This window comes from Streptomyces sp. NPDC107521, assembly GCF_055598485.1.
Window position 1 is genome coordinate 213,596 of the sequence record NZ_JBVKAT010000007.1, and the last position, 17,067, is coordinate 230,662.

Genomic DNA, 17,067 nt, shown 5'->3' on the forward strand with positions numbered 1-17,067 from the left:
GCTCTCCCTCAGATCTCGTACGGCTGGACGACGACGAAGTTGCCGGGCGCGGCCCGGAACTGGAGGTTCACGCTCTCGCCGGTGTCGCCCGCGTAGGCGTTGCGGCGCATCCGCACCTGGCTGGAGACGATCACCTGGGCGGCGGCCGACCAGGCGACGACGGCGTTGCAGTCGGCGAACGTGGTGGGCGTGACCGGCAGCACCACGGGCACGCCGCGGGTCATGACGACGATGGTGCCGGTGCCCTGGAACTGCATGGTGAACAGGGCTCCGCCGGGGATGCCGTGGCCCTCGATCCGGCGGACCTCGTACTGGAGGCTCTCGTCGAAGGCGAGGACGTTCTCGGCGGAGACGCACACCGCGTCGCCCTGGAGCTCGATGGGGTGCAGCAGCGCGGAGTTCTCGGCGAGGAACACCTGGCCCTTGCCGGTGCAGCGCATGAGCTGCATCTCCTGGCCGGTGGCGTTGCCGACGACGCGGCCGGCGAACCCGGCCCCCTTGTAGCTGAAGTCGACCTTGCCCTGGTAGAGCACCATGCTGCCCTGCCGGGCCAGCACGGGCCGGCTCTCGGCGCCGAGGTCGACGCGGACGAGCTTGTTGTTCTGGAGGCTCCAGCGCTGGCCGGTGCCCGTCTCCCGGTACTGCTGGAGCGCGGCGGTCACACCGGGGGCCTGGGGGGCGCCCGGCGGCATGCCCTGGGGGGCGCCGTAGGGGGCCTGGCCGTAGGGCGGGGGCGCGGGGGGCTGCCCGTAGCCGGGGGGCGGGCCCGGGGCGTGCGGTGCCGGAGGTGCCTGGGGGTGGCCGTAACCCGGGGGCGGCGGGGCGGCCTGGCCGGGCACCTGGCCGTAGCCGGGGGGTGCGGGGGGCTGCCCGTAGCCGGGCGGCGGGGCCGGGGGCGGCACCGGGGAACCGCCGGGCGGGGTGTGCAGGGGCGCGATGATCGTCGGCGCGGCGTGCACGTCGGAGCGGGGTGCCCGGGGCGGTACGGGGGCGGGGGTGTAGCCCTGGGGCACGGGGGCCGGCGCCGGGGCGGGCGGGGGTGCCGGGGCGGGAACCGGGGCCGGGGCGGGCGCGGGAGCCGGGGCCACGAAGGCCGGCGGCGGCGCGGCGGACTGCGCGGGCGGCGCGAAGCCGGGGACGGCGGCGGACGGCGGCTGCTGGGGCTCCGGCTGCGCGGGCTCCTCCTCGGCGACCTCGCCGCCGAAGTTCCTGAGCAGCGCCTCCAGGCCCCCGTCGAAGCCCTGGCCGACCGCCGCGAACCGCCAGACGTCCTTCATGTAGAAGTCGCCCAGCATGACGGCCCGCTCGGTGGAGAACTCGGCGCCGCCGAACGGGTAGCGGGCGACCTCCTCGCCGCCCGCGACGATCCGCAGGTATCCCGGCCCGATCTGCGACATCTGCCCGGCGCCGTCGATCGTCGCGGTGAAGGAGAGCTTCCGGATGCTCTGCGGCACCCGGTCCAGCGTGATCCGGAAGGACTCGGTGTCGCCCGCCTGTGCGCCCAGGAGCTGGATGGACTCCTCGGGGGACTTCGGCTGGTTGTAGAAGATGAAGTACCGGTCGTCGGAGAGCCGCTCGTCGGCGTCGAGGCCGAAGCAACTGATGTCGAGGCTCAGACCGGGGCCGGAGATCTGCACGCCTACGTACAGATCCGTGCCCGCCGTCAGGTCACTGATCCTGGCCTTGTGGCCGCGCTGGAATTCCCTGGCCATGCGTTACGACCGTCCCCCATCCGAGTGCGAGTGCGTCGCGCCAGGCTAACGGCTGATCCGGACGGCGGACGATGTCGGTACCGACCCGGTACAAACCGGCGCCGGACCGTCGCCGAGCGCGTGCGGCCCGTGTCCTCCCCCGCCCCGGCAGGAGCCGCGGACCCCGCACCGGACCCCGCCCCGGGCTCCGGCTCGCGGGTCCGGCGCCGGAGAGGGCGGGCTCCGGGAGGGCGGGTTCACCGGGGCGGCCCTGTGAGGGCGGGCTACTCGTCGCGGGCGCCGGGCACGTGCGGCAGCCGGTCCGCGGCGACGACGCCCTCCAGATAGCCGCGGGCCCGCTCGGTGCGCGGATACGCCTCCAGCAGCCGCCAGAAGCGGGGCCCGTGCCCGGGGACGAGGAGGTGCGCCAGCTCGTGCAGGAGGACGTAGTCGACGACGTACTCGGGCATGCCCTGGAGCCGGTGCGACAGCCGGATGCTGCCCTCGGAGGGGGTGCAGGAGCCCCAGCGCGTGTTCTGGTTGGTGACCCAGCGGACCGAGGAGGGCCGGGCCCGGCCCTCGAAGTACTGGGCCGACAGCCGCCCCGCCCGCGCGGCCAGCTCGTCGTCGCCCAGGACCCGCCTGCTCTCCTGGGCGGCCAGCTTGTCGAGCATCACGCCCACCCAGCGGCGCTCCTCGGCCTCGGACATCCGGGCGGGGATGAGCACGACGGTGCGGTCGCCCTCGCGGTACGCGGAGACCGTCCGGCGGCGCCGGGTGCTCCTGCGGACCTCGATGGCGCTCGCCCCGGTACCGCCCGGCGGCGGGCTCGACGGCGCTCGCCGGGGGGCTCCGGCACGGTGCAGTGGGTCGGCGGACACGCTTCGACGTTACCCGGAGGACAAGAGGAAGTCCCGGTTCCGGACAGTGCTACGGCGCTCCGTCACGGCCCGCACACCGACAGTGGTCATTTCGTACGACCATTACCCCCAGCCTGTGGACAACTTTCGACGTGCTGCGCGGCGGCCGGGCATGCTGGCCGTGGCCGTCGGAGGTGCGCCCCGGCCATCCGACCGGGGCGCGCCGAGGGGGTGAAGCGGGTCGGCGCGGTGCGGGCCGCGGACCGGGCGGGAGGACGACGGAGGCACCGTTGGCGCGGGGCCCGGGGCGGCCGACCGGGCCGGACCGGTCGTGGCACCGCCGGTGCGCCGGGGTGGTCAGCCGCCCCGGAACCGTCGGCGCCGCCGGGGCCGCCGGGCACTGGGCCACCGGGGATGCCGGGGTCACCGGGGCGGCCGGACCGCTGGGGCCGTCGGGGCCGTCGCGTCGGAGGAGAGAGGAACGAGGGGACCTGTCATGCATGCCGTGGTGAAGCCCGCGCTCAGGCGCGGCTGGCGCGATCTCAACACCGTGCAGTTCGGGATGACACCGGCGCACGCGCTGACGCTCGGTCCGGTGGACCTGGCGACGGGCACCTTCCTGGACCTGCTCAACGGCACCCGCGGCCCGGCCCTGCTGCGCGAGGAGGCCCACCGCATGGGCCTGCCGGACGGGCACGTCGACCGGCTCCTGCGGCGGCTCGCCCACGCCGGACTCGTCGACGACACCCGGGGCGGCGGACCGGCCGCCGACGCGCTGCGGGAGAAGCGGGAGGTCCTCGACCGGCTCCGTCCCGATCTGGCCACCCTGTCCCTGACGACCTCCGGACCGGGGGAGGCGATGGAGCGCCTGGCCGCCCGGGGGACCCTGCGGGTGCGGGTGCGCGGTGCCGGGCGGGTCGGCGCGGTGCTGGCCTCCGTGCTGGCCGGGGCCGGTGTCGGCGGGGTCGAGGTGCTGGACGGCGGCTGCGTCGAGCCGGGGGACGTCGCCCCGGGCGGCCTGCCCGCCGAGTCCGTCGGCGGCAGGCGTGACGAGACCGCCCGCCGGATCGTCCGGCGGGCGGCTCCCGGCCGTCCGCCCCGCCGGGGCCCGGCGCCCCCGCCCGGGGACGACGGGCCTGGCCTCTCCCTGGTGGTCCTCGCCCCGCGCGACGACGTCGCCGTGCACGCCCCGGACCCGGACGCCGCCGAGCCCCTGATGGCGTCGGGCACCCCGCACCTGTACGCCGGGGTCGTGGAGGGCACCGGGGTGGTCGGCCCCCTGGTCCTGCCCGGGGAGACGGGTTGCGCGGGCTGCCTGGCCCGGGACCGCGCCGACCGGGACCCGGTCTGGCCCCGGCTGGTCGCCCAGTGGCGGCTCCCCGGCCGGCACCGGGTGCCGGCCTGCGATCTCACCCTGGCCACGGCAATCGCCGGGCTGGCCGCCGGACACGCCCTGTCCTTCCTCGACGGACGGACCCCCTCCGCCGCCGGTGCGCGCTGGACGGTCTCCCTGCCCGGCCTGCGCTGGCACGAGCGGCCGGTGCGGCCCCATCCGGACTGCCCCTGCGGCGCGGCCCGTGAAGGTCAGCGCGAACACATCTCCGCGGACGGGGACCGGCGCGCGACAATGGCGGAGAAGCGGCCGTCGGGACCATCCTGCCGTGAGGCGGCGGCGGCACGGCCCGCTGGGACTTGGAGGGCGCATGTCTGATCTTCCCCGGAAGGCGGTCACCCGGACCGCCAAGCTCGCCGCGCTCCCGCTCGGCTTCGCCGGCCGGGCCACCTGGGGTCTCGGCAAGCGGATCGTGGGCGAGTCCGCGGAACTGGTCGGGCAGCAGTTGCAGCAGCGGACCGCCGAGCAGTTGTTCAAGGTGCTCGGCGAGCTCAAGGGCGGCGCGATGAAGTTCGGCCAGGCCCTGTCCGTCTTCGAGTCGGCCCTTCCCGAGGAGGTCGCGGGCCCCTACCGGGCGGCTCTGACCAAGCTCCAGGAGGCCGCGCCGCCGATGCCGACGCGCACCGTGCACGAGGTGCTCGGCCGACGGCTCGGGGAGGACTGGCGCGAGCTGTTCCTGGAGTTCGAGGACCGGCCCGCCGCGGCTGCCTCCATCGGCCAGGTCCACCGGGCCGTCTGGCACGACGGCCGCGAAGTGGCCGTCAAGGTCCAGTACCCGGGGGCGGGCGACGCCCTGCTGTCCGATCTGAACCAGCTCAGCCGCTTCGCCCGCCTGCTCGGCCCGCTGATCCCCGGTATGGACATCAAGCCGCTGATCACGGAGATGAAGGACCGGGTGGCGGAGGAACTGGACTACGGCCTGGAGGCCGCGGCCCAGCGCGCGCACGCCGAGGAGTTCGCCGACGACCCGGACATCGTGGTGCCCGGCGTGGTCCGCCAGTGCGAGCAGGTGCTGGTCACCGAGTGGATCGACGGCGTCCCGCTCTCGGAGGTCATCGCGGAGGGCACCGAGGAGCAGCGGGACCGGGCGGGCCAGTTGCTGGCGCACTTCCTGTTCTCCGGTCCGGCCCGCACCGGCCTGCTCCACGCCGACCCCCACCCGGGCAACTTCCGGCTGCTGCCGGGCGGCCCGGAGGGCGAGGACGACTGGCGGCTCGGTGTCCTCGACTTCGGCACGGTCGACCGGCTGCCGGGCGGGCTGCCCGAGCCCATCGGGGCGGCTCTGCGCATGACGCTGGACGGTGAGGCGGAGGCCGTCTACGAGATGCTCTGCGCGGAGGGCTTCGTCAAGGAGTCGATAGAGCTGGACCCCGACGCCGTCCTCGACTACCTGCTGCCGATCATCGAACCGGCCCGGGTCGACGAGTTCACCTTCACCCGGAGCTGGATGCGCGGCCAGGCGGCCCGGATCGCCGACCCCCGCTCCCCCGCGTACCAACTGGCCAAGCAGCTCAATCTGCCGCCCGCCTACCTCCTGATCCACCGGGTGACGCTGAGCACGATAGGTGTGCTCTGCCAGCTCGGGGCCACGGTGCGGCTGCGCGACGAGCTGGAGGAGTGGCTCGTCGGCTTCGCCCCGGACGACTCCGCCCCGGACGACGGGGCGGAGAGCCTGGCCGGCGAGGCGGAGGAGCGGCTCGAAGAGGCGGGGGACCCGGCGGGGGAAGCCCTGGCGGACGGGGCGCGGGACGGGCTGGAGCGCGAGACGGCACACGGTGCGGAGCGGGAGGCGCAGCCGCGGCCGACGGCCGGGGTGAGCCGGGTCCTCGTGGTCGAGGCCGACGCCCCCACCGCGGAACCGGCGGCCCCCGCCCCGATCGCCGTCCCCGCGCCCGACACCACGGGTGCCACGGGCACTCCGGACGCCCCGGACGCTCCGGACTCCGTGCACGCCGTCCCGAGCATCCCGGCGCCCGCGACGGACGCCCCGGAGCAGGGCGGCGAGGTGGCGGCGGCCGAACGCTGAGCCCGTCCCGGAGCGGACACCCACTTACGTCCGGGCGGGTATCAGGGCCTACGACCAGGAGGGCATCCGGGCGGGCGCCAGGGCGGGAACATGGCGGCGGCCGTGGACAGGTGCCGGGCGGAGCGGCACCAGGCGTCAGACGTCAGACGTCAGGGTGCACCGGAGCGGTACGCGGTGCGGTGCGGGCAGGATGGCGTCCCCCGTCCTGGGCGAGGCAGAACGGGGCGGCGCGCAGCGCGGGCAGTGCCCGACACAAGGCAGTGCGCGGCGCGGGCAGTGCGCGGCGCGGGCAGTGCGCGGCGCGGGCAGTGCGCGGCGCGGGCAGTGCGCGGCGCGGGCAGTGCGCGGCGCGAGGCTGCGCCCGACGCGAGGGTGCCCGACGCGAGGCGGCGCGCGGCGCTGCTCCCTCCCCCCGCGCGCCGAACGCGAGGCGGGAGCCGACGGACCGGACCGGACCGGTCATCCCGGCCCGCCCCGGGCAGCCGGCTCCCGTACCGGGCACCCCGGCTCGCGCCGACGGACGGCCGGAACGCGGCGCGGGGGCCGGTCCGTCGGAACGGACCGGCCCCCGCGACCGGAGCCACGCCTCCCGGGCCGGGAGGCCACCTCATCGGTGGTTCGCGCTGCTGGTCCGCCTACTGCATGACCGCCATGGCGAGCGCGCGGCGGGCGCGCATCGAGGCGCGCTCCGCCCGGCGCTGCATGCGGCGAGCGGTGGCCAGGCGCACCGCGCGGCGCTCCCGCTCAGCCTCGCGCAGGCGGTCGTGCATATGCGCACGCGCCAGGGCTTCTGGGATGAGTTGCATTTCTCGGGTCCTGTTCTGACGCGAGTCCTTCGCGCCCTTCGTGGTGCGGTCTTCGGGCTCGACGCCCGTGTTCTCGTGGGGGGACGGCTTCATCGGGGCCTGCTTCTGGGGGTCGTGCGTGAGGGGACGGTTGATGGTTCCTGCGGTGTTCATGCCGTGACCGGGTTCTTGCGGGGACGGCCGCGGGGCCGCTTCCGGGCGACGACGACACCCTGCACGAACAGCTCTCCGCCCCAGACGCCCCAGGGCTCGCGCCGCTCCTTGGCACCGGCGAGGCAGGCCTCGACCAGCGGACAGGTGCGGCACAGGGACTTGGCGTACTCCACGTCCGCCGGCGACTCCGCGAAGAAGACCTCCGGGTCGTAGGAACGGCAGGGGACGGGGACGCCGAGGTTCTCGATGGCGTCGTCGAGCGCGGTGAGCGGGGTGGGCGAGACGGGCGGGGTCAAGGCGGGGTCCTCCGTGGGGACGGGCTGGGGGATCGTGCCGGATGGCGGTACGGACGGGGCGTGCGCTTCGAGTTGCACGGTTGGTCTTCCTCGTCTGGTCGTCCGGCCGGTTGGCCGGTTGCGGCGTTGGTACCGGGTGCTCTGTGCTCGTCCCGAGGCGCCTGCGTGCTGTCGTTCCTGTTCGGGAAAAACAGAAGGGCCGCGGTTCCCGGATGGGGTTCCGCGGCCCTGAGGCGCCGGCCTGATCATCGATCAGGCTGGATCACTCCAGGGTTCTGGCCCACGGAAGGCCCACATCAGGTGGTGCTGCGTCGTCTGCTTCCGGAATCCGGCACCGGTAGCCGTAAAGGCATAGGCCTTGGCCTGTGCCACTACTGCCGCTTCCAGTGCCCCGGTCGGTCGCTCATCGCGCTCACGGACGGGAAGGCCCGCAGGAGCGAAGGAGGAGGACGCCAGGTGCGCGACACGAATGCCGGACACACCGGTGCCCTGGTACGAAGCGCCGAGCATGCACAGGGAGACGGTCGAGCGGTCGGTCATTTTGGCGTTGGAGCTCTTGATGATGCTGATCACTTGACTCGCCTCCTCTCGGCGTCTCGAGGGACCGGGGTGAACCGGTCCATGGATATGTGTAAGTACAACACGGATTCAGGGCCTCGGGGAAGGCCACTGCTCCCGTGACCAAGAACCTATGGGGATTCCCCGCGCATGCGCAAACTATTTTTCCGACGAGTTCCCATCAGTCGTTCCCCTGTCCCCCGGCAATGTCCTGGCCTGCGCAGATGGCCAGCACATCCGTTCCGTAACGGGTGAGCTTGCGCGCGCCGACGCCGGGGATGCGCACGAGTTCACGGTCGTCCTCGGGGACGGACTCGGCGATCGCCATCAGTGTCTTGTCGGTGAACACACAGAACGCGGGCTGTCCGCTGCGCTCCGCCTGGACGGCGCGCCACTCGCGCAGCCGCTCGTAGACCCCCTCGTCCATGTCGGAGGGGCAGTCCTCGCAGCGCATCAGCTTCATCTCACCGGCGTCGGTGAGGCTGCGTCCGCAGACCCGGCAGCGGGCCGGGGTGCGCGGCACCCGCCGGGGCGCCTCCGCGGTCGCGGCGCCGCTCCACCGGCCGCGCTCCACCCCTCCGGCGCCGCCCGCGGCCGGGCGGGCCGCCGCGGTGGCGGAGCCGGGGCGCAGCCCGTGCAGGAAGCGGCTGGGGCGGCGGTTGGGACGGCTGCCGGGCGAGCGGGAGAGCGCCCAGGAGACATGGAGGTGCTCCCGGGCGCGGGTGACGCCGACGTAGAGGAGGCGGCGCTCCTCCTCGATCTGCTCGTCGGTCTTTGCGTAGGTGATGGGCATCATCCCCTCGGCGACGCCCACCAGGAAGACGACGTCCCATTCCAGGCCCTTGGCCGAGTGCAGGGAGGCGAGGGTGACGCCCTGGACCGTCGGGGCGTGCTGGGCGCCCGCCCGTTCGTCCAGCTCCGCGACCAGGTCGGCGAGGGTCGCGCCGGGACGGGCGGCGGCGAAGTCCTCGGCGAGGTGGACCAGGGCGGCCAGCGACTCCCAGCTCTCCCGGACGGCGCCCGACCCGGCTGGGGGCAGCGGGGTCCAGCCCTCGCCGGAGAGCACGGCGCGCACCTGGGAGGGCAGGTCGACGGCGTCGTCGAGGAGGGAGTCGTTGCCGCCGAAGCGGGCGGCGGCCCGCAGGGCGGTGCCGGCCCGGCGCACCTCGGGGCGGTCGAAGAAGCGCTCGGCACCGCGCAGCTGGTAGGGGACACCGACGTCGGCGAGGGCCTGTTCGTAGGTCTCGGACTGGGAGTTGGTGCGGAACAGGACGGCAATCTGGGCGGCCGGGACGCCGGAGTCGACGAGTTCGCGGATGCGACGGGCGGCGCCCTCGGCCTCGGCCGGCTCGTCGGGATACTCGGCGTAGGCGGGCTCGGGGCCGGCGGCGCGCTGGGAGACCAGTTCCAGCCGGTGGTCGGCGGCCCGGCCCCGGGCCTGGGCGAGCAGTCCGTTGGCGAGGTGGACGACCTGGGGGGTGGAGCGGTAGTCGCGGATCAGCTTGACGACGGTGGCGCCGGGGTGGCGGACGCGGAAGTCGAGCAGATGGTCCGGGGTCGCTCCGGTGAACGAGTAGATCGTCTGGCTGGCGTCGCCGACCACGCAGAGGTCCTCGCGGTCGCCGAGCCACAGCTCCAGCAGGCGCTGCTGGAGCGGGCTGACGTCCTGGTACTCGTCGACCACGAAGTGCTGGTACTGGGCGCGGACCTGCTCGGCCACGTCCTCCCGGTCCTGGAGGACGGCGACGGTCAGCAGCAGGACGTCCTCGAAGTCGATGACGCCGCGCCCGCGCTTGAGGTCCTCGTAGGCGGCGTAGAGCTGGGCGATCTCCGCCGGGTCGCGGGGGGTGTCGCGGCCCGCCCCGGCGGCGGCGGAGGCGTAGTCGGCGGGGACGGTCTGGGTGACCTTGGACCATTCGATCTCGGCGGCGGCGTCCCGCAGCTCGCCCCGGTCGAGGCGGATGCGGCAGGCGGCGGCGGCGTCCGCGACGAGCTGGATCTTGCGGTCGGCGAGCCGGGGCATCGCGCCGCCGACCGCTTTCGGCCAGAAGTACTGGAGCTGGCGCAGCGCCGCCGAGTGGAAGGTGCGGGCCTGGACGCCCACGGCGCCGAGCTGGCGGAGCCGGCCGCGCATCTCCCCGGCGGCCCGGTTGGTGAAGGTGACGGCGAGGACGCTGGACGGCTGGAGGACCCCGGCGCGGACCCCGTAGGCGATCCGGTGGGTGATCGCCCGGGTCTTGCCGGTACCGGCTCCGGCCAGCACGCACACCGGGCCGCGCAGGGAGGTCGCCACCTCGCGCTGCTCGGGGTCGAGCCCGTCGAGCACCGCGTCGGCCGATTCCGGTACCCGCGGGAAGAGGGTGGAGTGCGTTGCTGCTGTCACACGGCCATGCTGCCAGGTCGCGGGGGACGGATGCGGCGGGCTGTCCACAGGCGGGCACCGATCGTCGTATGACCATGATGGTTCCGATGGAGGGCGCGGCCCGGTGGGAATGCCCGCGGGTTCCCGGACGTTCTCCTCCTGCGGCCTCATCACCGAGGCGCCAGAAGCCGAAGGAGCGCGAGAGACATGCCGGGTACTGTGACGATGTACAGCACCACGTGGTGCGGCTACTGCCGTCGGCTGAAGAGCCAGATGGACCGCGAAGGCATCGCGTACACCGAGGTCAACATCGAGCAGGACCCCGAGTCCGCCGCGTTCGTGGAGAAGGCGAACGGCGGGAACCAGACGGTTCCGACGGTCCTGGTGGTTCCCCCCGGCGGTGGGGAGAACGTCGTCATGACGAACCCGAGCCTTGCCCAGGTGAAGCAGGCCCTGGCCGGCTGAGCCGCCCCCACAGAGCGCCCCCGCTACGGCGGGGGCGCTCTCGTGTCCGGGCGCGGCCGCCGACCGGTAGGCGCCCTCCCCGGCCGTCAGGCAGCGCAGGCCTCACGAGGGCCCGGCACGCGACGGCACAGCGATCGGCCGCGGAGCGTTCCGGTGCGGGCAAGGCGTGAGGGGCGGCCCTTTCCACGGGGAGGGGCCGCCCCTCACCCGTGTGCCCGGCGGCCGGGGCCGGTCCCGCCCGGCCGCGCCCCTCCCCAGGGACGGGAGGCGTCCGCTCGGTGCCCCGGACCGGACTCAGACCATCCCGCGGGTGGGCAGCGGCCGGCCGTACCACCGCTCGATGAGCCGGGCCGCGATCGAGATGCCGTAGGGCGGGAGCACCTCGCCGGAGGCGAAGGCGGCGCCCAGTTCCTCCCGGGAGAACCAGCGGGCCTCGTGGATCTCGTCGCCGTCGACCTGGATGTCGGTGGAGGTGGCGCGGGCCATGAAGCCCAGCATCAGGCTGGACGGGAAGGGCCAGGGCTGGCTGGCCACGTACTCCACCTCGCCGACGGCGACGCCCGCCTCCTCGTGGACCTCTCGGCGCACCGACTGCTCGACGGACTCCCCGGGCTCCACGAACCCGGCGAGCGTGGAGAAGCGCCCCTCGGGCCAGTGGACCTGACGGCCGAGCAGGATGCGGTCCTCGGCGTCGGTGACGGCCATGATCACGGCGGGGTCGGTGCGCGGGTAGTGCTCGGCGCCGCAGGCGGGGCAGCGGCGGACGTGACCGGACGCGGCGATGACGGTGCGCTCCCCGCAGCGCGAGCAGAACCGGTGCAGCCGCTGCCAGTTCTCCAGGGCGACCGCGTGGGCCATCAGACCCGCGTCGCGGGGCGGCAGGAGCAGCCCCGCCTCGCGCAGCCCCGCCGGGCGCGCGGACTGGTCCATGCGGCCGGGCAGGGAGTCCTTCTGGAGGGCGAAGTAGCTGACCCCGTCGCCGTCGGTGCCCAGGAAGTACCGGTGGGCCTCGGTGAGCGGGGCCTCGAAGGAGGGGGTCATGACGAGTTCGGTGCGCCCGTCGGGGGCGTCGTCGATGAGGACCTGCCCGCCGGAGACCACGAAGCAGCGCGTGGTGGGGTGGCTCCAGGCCGCCGCGAGCCATGCCTCGTCGAGCCGGTGGTGGGCGGCGCGGTCGATTCCGCTCGGGACGGTGAGCGAGATGGGACGGTCGGCGGTGGGATCGGTCCAGGTGGTCACGGGTGCTTCCAACTCCCCCGGGCAACGGTGGTGTGAGGCGGCGGTTCGGCGGGTCGTGCGGTCGGGCGGGACCGGGTCCGGGAGGGCTCGGCGGTGCGGGACAACCCCTCCAGTGTGCCCCGCGCGACGCCGGCCCCCGGAACCGCGCGGGTGGTCAGGGGGCGTTCCGCCAGTGCTCCGCCAGGTCCTCCCACAGGTACGCCGAGGTTTCGACGCCCTTGGCCAGCAGATCGAGTTCGACCTTCTCGTTGGGGGCGTGCCAGCCGTCGGAGGGCACGGAGATGCCGAGGAAGAGCACCGGGACGTCCAGGACCTCCTGGAGGTCGGCGGCCGGTCCGGAGCCGCCCTCGCGGGTGAAGCGCACCGGCTGCTCGAAGGCCCGGCCCATGGCGCGGGTCACGGAGCGCAGCGCCGGGTGGTCCAGCGGCGTCAGGCACGGGCGGGTGGCGGAGCCGAAGACGATCTCGCAGCGGATGCCGGCGGGCACCCGGTCGGCGGCCCAGGCGCGGACCGCCTTCTCGATGTGGGCCGGGTCCTGGCCGGCGACCAGCCGGAAGGTGAGCTTGGCCATGGCGGAGGAGGGGATGACGGTCTTGCCGCCGGCGCCCTGGTAGCCGCCGCCGATGCCGTTGACCTCGGCGGTGGGGCGGGCCCAGACGCGCTCCAGGGTGGTGTGCCCGGCCTCGCCGTGGGCGGCGTGGGACCTGGCGGTGCGCAGCCACCGGTCCTCGTCGAAGGGCAGTTCGGCGAAGAGGCGGCGCTCCTCGTCGGTGAGCTCGACGACGCCGTCGTAGAAGCCGGGGACGGCGACCCGGGCGTCCTCGTCGTGGAGGGCGGCGACGAGACGGGCGAGGGCGGTGGCGGGATTGGGGACCGCGCCGCCGAAGGAGCCGGAGTGGATGTCCTGGTCGGGGCCGTACAGCCGGACCTCGCACTCCGCGAGGCCGCGCATGCCGGTGCACACCGTCGGGGTGTCCTCGGCCCACATCCCCGTGTCGGAGACGATCACCGCGTCGGCGGCGAGCCGTCCGGCGCGCTCCTCCACCAGGGCGCGGAAGTGCGGGGAGCCGGATTCCTCCTCGCCCTCGATCAGGAGCTTGAGAGTGACCGCGGGAGCGGTGCGGCCGGTCGCGGCGAGGTGCGCGCGGACGCCGAGGGTGTGCATGAACACCTGGCCCTTGTCGTCGGCGGCCCCGCGCGCGTAGAGGCGGTTCCCGCGGACGACGGGCTCGAAGGGGTCGCTGTCCCAGCCGTCCCCGACGGCGGCGGGCTGCACGTCGTGGTGGCCGTAGACGAGGACGACCGGGGCCTCGGGGTCCTGTGCGGGCCACTCGGCGAAGACGGCAGGGGCGCCGGGGGTGGGCCAGACCTCGACGACCGGGAAGCCGGTCTCGCGGAGCTTGGCGGCGAGCCAGTCGGCGCTGCGGCGTACGTCCTCGGCGTGGTCGGGCTGGGCCGACACGGAGGGGATGCGCAACCAGGCGGCGAGGTCGTCCAGGAAGACTGCGCGATGCCGGTCGATGTACGTACGGACGGCGCTGACGGCACTGTCAACGGGCTTGCTCATGCCCACGAGCCTATCGGCCCGCGCGGACCCCCCGGCCGTGCGAGGCGTCGTCGGGGCCGTGCGATGCGTCACCAGCGTCCCCGGTGAGCAGCAGCCGCTCCAGCCCGGCCCGGTCCGGCAGCCCCTCGGGGCGCACGACCTCGCCGGTGCGTACGTAGACGAAGGCGGCCGTAACGGACTCCAGGGGCACGTTCCGCTGCTCCGCCCAGGCGAGGCGGTACACGGCGAGCTGGAGGGGGTCGGCCTCGTGGACGCGGTGCGTCTTCCAGTCGACGATCTCGTACCGGGCCGTGTCCCCCTCCTCCAGCCGGTAGACGGCGTCGATGCGTCCGCGCACCACGCGCCCGGCCAGGGAGAGCTGGAACGGCGCCTCCACCCGGTACGGGGTGCGGCGCGCGTACGCGGTGCGCTCGAAGGCGTCCTTGAGGAACTCCAGGTCGCGCTCGTCGGCGATCTCGGCGTCGCCGCCGGGCAGCTCGTCGGGTTCCAGCATGGGCAGGGCCAGGGCTTCGAAACGGGCCTCGATCCAGGCGTGGAAGCGGGTGCCGCGGCGGGCGGCGGGCTGGGGCGGGCGGGGCATGGGGCGGGCCAGCTCCTGCGCGAAGCCGTCCGGGTCGGCGGCCAGGCGCAGCACCTGGGAGGCGGTCAGCGCGGCCGGCAGGGGAACCTCGGTCACGCCCCGGCGGGCGCGCAGCAGCTCGCCGGTGAGGGCGTCGAGGTCGCGGTCCCAGGAGGCGATGGCGCGGGCCTCCTCGGGGGTGGGGCGGGCGGTCTCCCGGGTCCCCGCGGGTCCGGCCGGTCCGGGGGGCGGGGCCTGGTGCGGGACCGTGGGGGCGGGCCGCCGCGCGGGGGCGGCGGGACGGTCCGCCGTCCAGGAGTCCCAGTCGGCGGTGTCGGCCGGGCCGTCGGCGGTGTCGTGGGGGTCCTCGTCCGGGGGGAGGGTCTCCTCGTCGGCGAAGGGCTCGTCGTCCGGCGCGGGGGCCCGGCCGGGGGCGGCCCCGGCGGGCGGGGCGGTAGGCGGGGCGGCGGGCGCGGGCGGGTCCTGGGCGGCGCCCGCCGACGGGAGGGAGTCCAGGTGGGCCAGTACCGTCGCGGCGGCGGCGCGGCGGCGGGCCAGCGCCTCGCCGTCCAGGGGCAGCGGCCAGGCCAGGTCGGCGGCGCCCGCCCGCAGGGCCGGGTTCTCCTCGTCGGGGGCGGGTTCGCCGGCCCAGACCTCGATCTCGCCGTGTCCGGCGGCGCAGTGGTCGTGGAGGGCGGTGAGGAAGTCCGAGGGGCCGCGCCGGCGCTTCTGGCTGGGCCCCCACCAGTGACCGGAGCCGAGCAGCAGGGAGCGGGGCCGGGTGAAGGTGACGTAGCCGAGGCGGAGTTCCTCGGTGTGCTGGTGGTCCTTCATGGCCCCGTGGAAGTCCTTGAGGCCCTTGGCGTCCCAGGAGGCGACGTCCGGGAGCGTGTCGGCGTCGCCGCGCAGCCCGTGCGGCAGGACCCGGCCCTGGGCGGTCCACTTCTCGCGCCCCTGGCCGCTGGGGAAGGTGCCCGTGACCAGGCCGGGGACGGCGACGACGTCCCACTCCAGCCCCTTGGAGCGGTGCGCGGTGAGCACCTTGACGGTGTTCTCGCCCCCGGGCAGCGCGTTGTCGAGGCCCTTCTCGTACTGGGCGGCAGTGCGCAGGAAGCCGAGGAAGGCGAGCAGGGTGGCCTCGCCGTCGCCCGCCGCGAAGGAGGCGGCGACGTCCAGGAAGTTCGACAGGGTCTCGCGGCGGCGGGCCGCCAGGGCGTGCGGGGAGGCAGACAGCTCGACCTCCAGGCCGGTGACGGCCAGGACCCGGTGCAGGACGTCCATCAACGGGTCGGACAGGGAGCGGCGCAGGTCGCGCAGTTCCGCGGCGAGGCGGGCGAACCTGACCCGGGCGTCCGCCGAGAAGGGCAGCCGGTCGTCGTCCCCGGTGCCGCCGGGAGGGCTCTCCAGGAAGGTGTCGAGGGCGTCCGCGAGCGAGACCACCTCGGCGGGGTCGACGCCCTCGACGGCCGCCGCGAGCCGCCGGTCGGGGTCGTCGCCGCCGTCCGCGCCCGCCCGGCCCACCAGGAGCCGCGCGCGGCGGCCCAGGAGGGCCAGGTCGCGCGGGCCGATGCGCCAGCGCGGGCCGGTGAGCAGGCGGACCAGGGAGGCGTTGGCGCCGGGGTCCTGGAGGACCTCGCAGACGGCGACCAGGTCGGCCACCTCGGGCAGGTGCAGGAGCCCGGAGAGGCCCACCACCTCGACGGGGACGTCCCGGGCGACCAGCGCGCCCTGGATCTCCCCGAAGTCGGCGGCCGTGCGGCACAGGACGGCGATCTCGCCGGGGGCGGTGCCGGTGCGCACGAGGTGGGCGACGGAGTCCGCGAGCCAGGCGGTCTCCTCGGCGTGGGTGGGGAGCAGGGCGCAGCGGACGGTGCCGTCGCGCTCGGCGCCGGGGGCGGGGCGCAGCGCCTCCACGCCCGCGTGCATGGCGCGCAGGGGGGCGGCGAGGCCGTTGGCGAGGTCCAGCAGGCGGCCTCCGCTGCGGCGGTTCTCGCTGAGCGCCTGGCGGGCGGCGGGGGTGCCGTCGGCGTGCGGGAAGTGCTCGGGGAAGTCGTCGAGGTTGGCGACGGAGGCGCCGCGCCAGCCGTAGATGGCCTGGCAGGGGTCCCCGACGGCGGTCACGGGGTGCCCGGTGCCGCCGCCGAACAGGCCCGCCAGGAGGACGCGCTGGGCGACGGAGGTGTCCTGGTACTCGTCGAGGAGGACCACGCGGAACTCGTCGCGCAGGACGCGGCCCACCTCGGGCAGCCCGGCGAGCCGGGCCGACAGGGCGATCTGGTCGCCGAAGTCGAGCAGGTCGCGGTCGCGCTTGGCGGCCCGGTAGCGGCCGACGAGCCCGGCGAGCTCCCGGCGGGCGGCGGCGGCCTCCGGGACCTTGCGCAGCTCGGCGTTGGTGAGCCGGGCGCCCGCCAGGACGTCCAGCAGGCCGGCGTCCCAGCGGCCCAGTTCCTCGGGCGTCACCAGGTGCTCGGAGAGCTCGGCGTCGAGGGCGAGGAGGTCCCCGACCAGGTCGGGGAAGGAGCGGGTGAGGGACGGGTACGGGCCGGGGGCCTCGCGCAGCACGCGCGCGGCGAGCTGGTAGCGGGTGGCGTCGGCGAGGAGGCGGGAGCTGGGCTCCAGGCCGAGGCGCAGACCGTGGTCGGCCAGGAGGCGGCCCGCGAAGGAGTGGTACGTGGAGATCACCGGCTCGCCGGGCGGGTTGTCCGGGTCGATCGCGTCCGGGTCGGTGACCCCGGCCCTGACCAGGGCCTTGCGGACGCGCTCCGCCAGCTCTCCGGCGGCCTTGTTGGTGAAGGTCAGGCCGAGCACCTGCTCCGGGGCGACCCGGCCGGTGCCGACCAGCCAGACCACGCGCGCCGCCATGACCGTGGTCTTGCCCGACCCGGCTCCGGCCACGATGACCTGCGGGGCGGGCGGCGCGACGATGCAGGCCGTCTGCTCCGGCGTGAACGGGATGCCGAGGAGCTCTTTGAGCTGCTCGGGGTCGGTGATGCGAGCGGGCACCCCAAGAGGCTAACGGCGCCCGCCGACAACGGGCGCCGCGTTCCCCGCGGGACGGGACGAAGCCCGGGTGGGCGGGGGCGGGTTTCCGC

The 17,067-nt window shown here is 75.2% G+C and carries 11 protein-coding genes and 1 pseudogene; 3 read left to right on the plus strand and 9 right to left on the minus strand.

The window, feature by feature from the left end:
• Positions 1 to 8: 8 nt before the first annotated feature.
• The gene (locus ACZ7LB_RS13725) at positions 9 to 1,712 is read right to left on the minus strand and encodes a TerD family protein (RefSeq protein ID WP_471467888.1); all 1,704 of its coding nucleotides are present in this window, start codon (positions 1,710 to 1,712) and stop codon (positions 9 to 11) included.
• 263 nt (positions 1,713 to 1,975) lie between these two features.
• The gene (locus tag ACZ7LB_RS13730; protein ID WP_471467890.1) at positions 1,976 to 2,572 is read right to left on the minus strand and encodes a M48 metallopeptidase family protein; all 597 of its coding nucleotides are present in this window, start codon (positions 2,570 to 2,572) and stop codon (positions 1,976 to 1,978) included.
• Positions 2,573 to 3,047: 475 nt separating this feature from the next.
• On the opposite strand from ACZ7LB_RS13730, the gene ACZ7LB_RS13735 reads away from it, so the two are divergent.
• Positions 3,048 to 4,262, plus strand: coding sequence for a TOMM precursor leader peptide-binding protein (locus ACZ7LB_RS13735; protein WP_471467892.1), 1,215 nt, complete (start codon positions 3,048 to 3,050; stop codon positions 4,260 to 4,262).
• Positions 4,255 to 5,604 (plus strand): annotated as a pseudogene (locus ACZ7LB_RS13740) (ABC1 kinase family protein); the annotation flags it as partial. The gene ACZ7LB_RS13735 and the pseudogene ACZ7LB_RS13740, both read left to right, overlap by 8 nt.
• 1,001 nt (positions 5,605 to 6,605) lie before the next feature.
• Here the strand turns inward: ACZ7LB_RS13740 and ACZ7LB_RS13745 are convergent.
• From ACZ7LB_RS13745 to ACZ7LB_RS13760, 4 genes are all read right to left on the minus strand, one after another.
• On the minus strand, positions 6,606 to 6,929 hold the full coding sequence (locus tag ACZ7LB_RS13745) for a hypothetical protein (protein ID WP_161227263.1): 324 nt from the start codon (positions 6,927 to 6,929) through the stop codon (positions 6,606 to 6,608).
• Positions 6,926 to 7,303: a WhiB family transcriptional regulator gene (locus ACZ7LB_RS13750; RefSeq protein ID WP_161227262.1), complete on the minus strand. Its 378-nt coding sequence runs from the start codon at positions 7,301 to 7,303 to the stop codon at positions 6,926 to 6,928. Before ACZ7LB_RS13750 ends, ACZ7LB_RS13745 begins: the two co-directional genes overlap by 4 nt.
• 174 nt (positions 7,304 to 7,477) lie before the next feature.
• Positions 7,478 to 7,798: a hypothetical protein gene (locus ACZ7LB_RS13755; protein ID WP_471467895.1), complete on the minus strand. Its 321-nt coding sequence runs from the start codon at positions 7,796 to 7,798 to the stop codon at positions 7,478 to 7,480.
• 166 nt (positions 7,799 to 7,964) lie between these two features.
• The gene (locus ACZ7LB_RS13760; RefSeq protein ID WP_471467897.1) at positions 7,965 to 10,166 is read right to left on the minus strand and encodes an ATP-dependent DNA helicase UvrD2; all 2,202 of its coding nucleotides are present in this window, start codon (positions 10,164 to 10,166) and stop codon (positions 7,965 to 7,967) included.
• A gap of 186 nt (positions 10,167 to 10,352) precedes the next feature.
• Between ACZ7LB_RS13760 and ACZ7LB_RS13765 the strand changes: the two genes are divergently transcribed.
• On the plus strand, positions 10,353 to 10,610 hold the full coding sequence (locus ACZ7LB_RS13765) for a mycoredoxin (RefSeq protein ID WP_471467899.1): 258 nt from the start codon (positions 10,353 to 10,355) through the stop codon (positions 10,608 to 10,610).
• A 294-nt stretch (positions 10,611 to 10,904) separates the two neighbouring features.
• Here ACZ7LB_RS13765 and nudC read toward each other — a convergent pair whose 3' ends face one another.
• The 3 genes from nudC to ACZ7LB_RS13780 form a co-directional block, all read right to left on the minus strand.
• Positions 10,905 to 11,849, minus strand: a complete 945-nt coding sequence (nudC, locus tag ACZ7LB_RS13770; RefSeq protein ID WP_471467900.1) for an NAD(+) diphosphatase — start codon at positions 11,847 to 11,849, stop codon at positions 10,905 to 10,907.
• A 154-nt stretch (positions 11,850 to 12,003) separates the two neighbouring features.
• Positions 12,004 to 13,416: a dipeptidase gene (locus tag ACZ7LB_RS13775; protein WP_471467902.1), complete on the minus strand. Its 1,413-nt coding sequence runs from the start codon at positions 13,414 to 13,416 to the stop codon at positions 12,004 to 12,006.
• Positions 13,417 to 13,426: 10 nt separating this feature from the next.
• A complete protein-coding gene (locus ACZ7LB_RS13780; protein ID WP_471467904.1) occupies positions 13,427 to 16,978 on the minus strand; it encodes a UvrD-helicase domain-containing protein in 3,552 nt (1,183 codons plus the stop codon).
• Positions 16,979 to 17,067: the final 89 nt, after the last annotated feature.